The organism is Vibrio sp. 10N.261.52.A1, from assembly GCF_002876325.1.
In the GTDB taxonomy this organism is placed as follows: Bacteria; Pseudomonadota; Gammaproteobacteria; order Enterobacterales; family Vibrionaceae; genus Vibrio; species Vibrio chagasii.
Genome location: NZ_MCYD01000653.1, coordinates 1 through 5,846 on the forward strand (window position 1 = coordinate 1; position 5,846 = coordinate 5,846).

Here is a 5,846-nt window from a genome sequence, read left to right on the forward strand (position 1 = left end):
CTTTAATTTATCCAAGTGCAGATATTTCTGATTTCTGGATACGTAATTTCATCGCGTTGAAGGAAAGATTGATTGCCTTACAGCTTAAATTTGAGATTGATGAATTTACATCTAGGCAGATCGAACACTCACTTCAAACTCAATACACCGAGCAAGTTCTTAGCTCTGTAAAACCCTATGATTTTGTCATTTTTGGACCATCAGAGTTGGATATACAAGCCGGTAATATCCAAAAACTGTCGGCTTCCTCTGACTTTAAAACCTTCATTTGGGCATTTCACACGCCGAACGAGCAATGGACTCACCAACCTGATAGTTGGTTTGATTTTTCCAGCGAAATGGGAGCCGAGGTGTTGTGTGACCACGTGGTTAAAGAGCTAGGTAACGACGTGGAGTTTTCCGCTAACCGAGGTATTCCAGGTATTACAGATACACAACGCTCTCAAGGGTTTATTGACTGTGTTGAAGAGAAGGGCGATTGGTTAACGGTTTATGAGCATTTTGGGCAGTATCAAAAAATTGGTGGTGCTGATGGGATCCGGTTGGTTTTGGGTAACTTTCCAGAAGTGACCATGGTTCATAATGCGAACACGGCAATGACGATGGGTGCTGTAGATGCACTAGGCGAAGCAGACAAGTTGTCTGAGATATATGTGACAGGTTGGGGTGGAACCGCAAAAGAGATAGAGAAAATCCGATCTGACGAGCTTGATGCAACACCAATGCGAATGAGTGATGATCTGGGGGTTGCCACTGCAGAAGCCATCAAGTTTCACTTGGAAGGTCGACAAACAGAAGTGCCGTTGATTTATCTAGGCAGAATCACCGTGGTGCACAACAAAATGGATGATGAAGAGTTGAGCCAGTTAACTCGAGAAGCTTTCCGTTATTCAGGCAAAAACTAGTGTACTGAACGTTCCCGGCACTACAGCAAAGAAAAAGCCGCTTGCCTGTATTAGATAAGCGGCTTTAATGCACAGGTTTAAGCTGGTTTAGTGCTAATGCTTTTAGTCGACGATTTCTTTCAATACCTCACCAATCGAACCACTTGGCTGTGTGATGCCTAGCTTATTAGAGAGAGTCGGTGCAATATCATAAGGTGTAACTGCTCGTGATACCTTTTTAGCTTCAATATCATAACCTGCGAAGATAACCGGTACATGAGTGTCGTATTTCCATGGCGAACCATGCGTCGACGCGATTTGTAGACCTTCCATGTCGTTTATGTAGCTGCGCGGTGCAAATACAACATAAACGTCACCAGAACGAGCAGGGTGATAGTTGTTTTTGATGAGCTGCATCACATGTGTGTCAGGTACTCTGTTCTTCGCGATGTCACTGCTTGAAACAGCAAAGGCTACGCCTTTTATTTTGGCAATCTCATCAGCCATCGCTTCTTGCACTTTTGCTAGGTCAAGTTTCTTCTCAGCGATAAGGTCATGATTCAGATAAATGTAAGGCTGTGCATACAGGCGAATTGCATCTTTAGATAAACCGAATTCGTCTTTCAATCGCTTCTCGACACCGCTTGAAAGCAGAGCATCTTTGTCGAAGTATTGTGCCTGACTAAAACCTAGCGCATTTGCCGCAGGCGACGCTTCAGGTACGCCATGGTCGGCGGACAAAACAATGAGTGTGTTTTCTAAGCCCACTTGGTCATCGACGGTTTTTAAAAGTTTCGCGATGGTTTTATCAAGTCGAATTAAGTTATCTTCAGTTTCTAAGCTTTCTGGGCCGTAGAGGTGAACCACATAATCGTTCGATGAGAAGCTAACCGATAGGTAGTCGGTGGCATCGCCTTGCCCAAGCTTTTCTTGCATTAATAATGTGCTGGCAAAGTTTTCAGTAATCTCATCACCTGCTGGGCTCACGGTTAACGTAGTGCTGTAATATTTATAACTCGCTGGGCCATAAGGGTGAGGGAAGGTGCGTTGGAAATCACCTAGCTTAACCTTGTAATCGGTACCGTGCTCTTGAAGGGTATATTGTTCACGCGGTAACGAGAGCTCCCATTTCTGTTTCGAGTATTGCGCCGCAACTCTCTTTTCATTCCAGCGAGATACCCAATCTGGGTATTCGTCATAATAGTAATCACTCGTGACAAATTCAGATTGCGCTTTAGAGAACCAGAAGGCTTTGCCACTGTGTCCCGCTAAAGAGATTGCACCACGATCTTTAACTGAAACACCAAAAACCTTTGATTTTCCGCTATTTGAGATCATCAGCTCGTCACCAAACGTGGTAGAGAGGATTGGCTCGGGAGAACGGCCATCGCCTTGTGCTGCTTTTTGTGTCGGATCGATTTCTGTCGCTTTGTCGACACCTGCGCCAGAAGTGAGCATGGTGTAGTTACCATCCTCTACGTTATACACTAAACGCTCTTCACTACGGTCGTACCAAACATTACCCATCATGCCGTGAACGCTAGGTGGAGCACCCGTAGCCAGAGAGACGTGTCCTACAATTGTTTCCGTGTTGCCATGCTGATAATTGGCATTGGTGTAATACGTGCCATCATCCATCAAATACCGAAAGCCACCCTCACCAAAGTTATGCTTATAGCGCTCTATAAGATCGGCACGCAGACCATCAACCGTGATTTGAAGAACCAAATCTGGTTTCTCTGCAGCTGTTGCGGGCAAAGCACAGAGTAGAGCAAGTGTAAGACCTGAAAGCTTGGTGTATTGCATAGAGTGTCCTTATTCAGTATTGCCGTAGCGTGAAAACGTTTGTGTCGCATGAGTTCTGTTTAGCGTTATAAACGACGCGATAAACTTATTCCGCGATGCGCTTAGTCTGCGTCTTTAACTAGGCGCAGTCCCATGTCAGACATGGTGATGGATTGGCTTGCGAAATCACGACGGTAACTTTCCGATTCATTCTCGTCATAAGCAAAACTGCCACCGCGAACAGACTTGTGTGATAAGCCTACGTCACTGTGTTTAGCGTTGTTTGGATTGTCTGTTGGACCAAATCGGTAGAAGGTGTCATCGAAGGCATCGATAACGAATTCGCCAACATTACCTGTCATGTCATATAAGCCTAGTTCATTTGGCTTCTTTAGCCCGACTGGGTGTGCGCTATTTTTCGAATTTGCTGAGTACCACGCAACATCATCTAAGTTGTTGGAACCACTGTAAGTATAGCCTTTGCTCTTGTTGCCACCTTTGGCTGCAAATTCCCATTCGGCTTCTGTTGGCAAACGGTATTCTTCACCAGTTAACTTATTGAGTTGCTCTACGAAATAGTTTGCTTGCTGCCAGCTCAGGTTATTGACTGGAACTTGCGGGTTTGGGAAGTAACTGAGAGATGAGCCCATTACTGATTCGAATAATTCTTGAGTCACCTCAAACTTCGCGATGTAGAAACTATCTACAGTAACACTACGTGCAGGACGCTCAGCTTTACTTGCTTCTGGGCTGTTTGAACCCATGGTGAATGTCCCACCTTCAACCAACACCATATCTTGATTAATTTGTTGGGCGATAGGGTGCGTTGGCACGCTTGAACAGCCGCTAAGAAGAATAGTCATGGTGACACCACTAACTGCTGCTAAATGTTTGTAATTGATAAATTTCATCACGTGCCTCAAATGTTCGAAATAGAGGTCAATTCTAACGTTTTCAGTCATTCCAATTGGTTATAAAGGGTATAACATGCCACTGACTTCATTCGGAATTATTATGGGAACAAGACACTAAGATAGGTAGGTAAATCATGCACATTACTCAAGGTCCTCAATATAATGGCAAAGCGTCTAAACGCTTGCATGTTATGGCGAAGCCAATTGGCGCAGCATGTAACATTGACTGTAAATATTGTTATTACCTTAGTAAGCAAGATTTGTTGGAGTACAAGAAAGGCAGTTCTCCAAGAATGGATGATGAAACATTAGAGACCTACATCCGACAATACATCGAAGGTCAAAATACTCCTGAGATCATCTTTTCATGGCAGGGTGGTGAACCTACCATGCTTGGTTTGGCTTATTTTGAACGTGTGGTTGAACTACAGAAGAAGTATCAACCTGAAGGTGTATTGATTTCCAATGACCTGCAAACTAATGGCACATTACTGAATGACGATTGGGGGCAATTCTTAGCAAAGAATAACTTTCTGGTAGGCTTAAGTATTGATGGCCCAGAGATGCTGCATAACGCCTACCGTACTAACCGAGCCGGTCGTGGTACGTTCAAGCAAGTAATGGCTGCGGTTGAACTGCTGCACAAATACCAAGTGAAATTCGCGACGTTAACCTGCGTGAACAACCTGACCAGTCAAAATGCACTAGAAGTGTACCGATTCTTACGTGATGTGGTGAAGTCGCCACAAATGCAATTTATCCCAATCGTTGAGCAAAAAACCTTTAGAACGGTTGCACCGCAAACTTCTCAAGTGAGCGAGCAATTGAAGCAGGGTGACAAGCGCCTGATCCCGGGTCATAAAGATTCAATTATGGAGTCATGGTGTGTATCAGATCTGGCGTGGGGTAACTTTCTCATTACCGTGTTTGATGAGTGGGCGAAAAACGATATCGGCAAAGTGTTCGTGCAATATTTCGAAGCAAGTTTAGAAACGTGGATTGGTCGTCCTAATCCACTTTGTACCTTGAACGAGATTTGCGGAAAAGGCCTTGCTATGGAGCCTAATGGTGACGTTTTCTCATGTGACCACTATGTTTATCCAGAATACAAAATCGGGAATATCCATCACGAGAAGTTGGATGATCTGGCGTACAGCGCTTCACAACAGAAGTTTGGCTTTGCTAAATCACGCACGTTAACGAGCCAATGTCAGCAATGCGATTACAAGTTTGCTTGTCATGGCGAGTGTCCTAAAAACCGCTTTATCAAAACTCGTGCGGGTGAGCCGGGCTTAAACTATTTATGCGCGGGTTGGCACAAGTTCTTCTCTCATGTCGACAAGTCGATGGCGTATATCGCTCGTGCGATGAGAAACCCCGTAGCACATGGTAAGTACAGCGATTCTGTGATGATGGCGCGTCGAGCAGAACTGGCAAAACAAACGACGTTCGAGACCAAGTTCTAATTCAAGGTCTATCAATCTTAACGACATTCAATCAGATATGAGTCTAGGGACAGGCTAAGTTCTCAAGTTTAAGGTAATACTATGATCAAGAAGAGTTTAGCGACAGCGGTTGCTTTATTTATTTCAACGTCCGCATTGATATCAACATCTGCAATGGCAGCTAACAGCGTCCAAGCCACTGTTGACGCACCTGCACAGAACATAAATCAAGTGCTTGAAATGACGGACACTCAAACTCGCATTCAGCAGCTGTCTTACATGGCACAAGATAAGAATCAGTCTATTGAAAACCGCACAGGAGCTTTGCAAGAATTGGCTTCATACCCAAGCCAAAACGCGCTGGTGGCTGTTGCAAGAGGCTTGAAAGACCAAGACCCTGAAGTGCGCGAAGCTGCAGTTATTGGCTCTGAACCATATCAACTGGAACATCGTTGGGCATTGGTTTCTCCTTTGCTTAAAGACAGCGATACCATGGTTCGCCACACAGCGACATCGAATTTAGTTCGTGATTTCAACACCCTAGATGATGCGCAAAAAGCGGAAATTGAACCGGCGGTAAAAGAGCTGATCACTTTCTTGGAAACGCAAGAATCTGAGAAGTTTCAGTTACTGTTTGCAGATGTCCTACGTTGGCACAATGAGTGGGAAAAGGCGGAAACGGTTTATTTAGAGTTGATCAAAACGCATCAAAATGATCCTCAAGTATGGTTGAGCTACGCAGACAACTTCCGAGCTCAGAAGAAAGACCAACAAGCGGTTGAAGTGTTAGATCGTGGTTTAGCGAATGTCCCGGACCT

General features: G+C 44.6%; 5 protein-coding genes. 3 read left to right on the forward strand and 2 right to left on the reverse strand.

Features of this window, described 5'->3' with window-relative positions; all coding sequences use genetic code 11:
- On the forward strand, nt 1–905 hold a 905-nt coding region (locus tag BCT81_RS12210; protein ID WP_102424577.1), incomplete at its 5' end, for a substrate-binding domain-containing protein.
- 102 nt (nt 906–1,007) lie between these two features.
- Here the strand turns inward: BCT81_RS12210 and BCT81_RS12215 are convergent.
- Nucleotides 1,008–2,690 (reverse strand): alkaline phosphatase family protein, encoded by a 1,683-nt coding sequence (locus BCT81_RS12215; RefSeq protein WP_102424578.1) that lies wholly within the window; start codon nt 2,688–2,690, stop codon nt 1,008–1,010.
- A 101-nt stretch (nt 2,691–2,791) separates the two neighbouring features.
- Entirely contained in the window at nt 2,792–3,580 is a 789-nt protein-coding gene (locus tag BCT81_RS12220; RefSeq protein ID WP_102424580.1) for an SUMF1/EgtB/PvdO family nonheme iron enzyme, read from the reverse strand.
- A 137-nt stretch (nt 3,581–3,717) separates the two neighbouring features.
- On the opposite strand from BCT81_RS12220, the gene BCT81_RS12225 reads away from it, so the two are divergent.
- A complete protein-coding gene (locus BCT81_RS12225) occupies nt 3,718–5,049 on the forward strand; it encodes an anaerobic sulfatase maturase (RefSeq protein ID WP_102424582.1) in 1,332 nt (443 codons plus the stop codon).
- A gap of 81 nt (nt 5,050–5,130) precedes the next feature.
- The coding region (locus BCT81_RS12230; protein ID WP_102424583.1) for a HEAT repeat domain-containing protein at nt 5,131–5,846 on the forward strand (716 nt) is incomplete at its 3' end.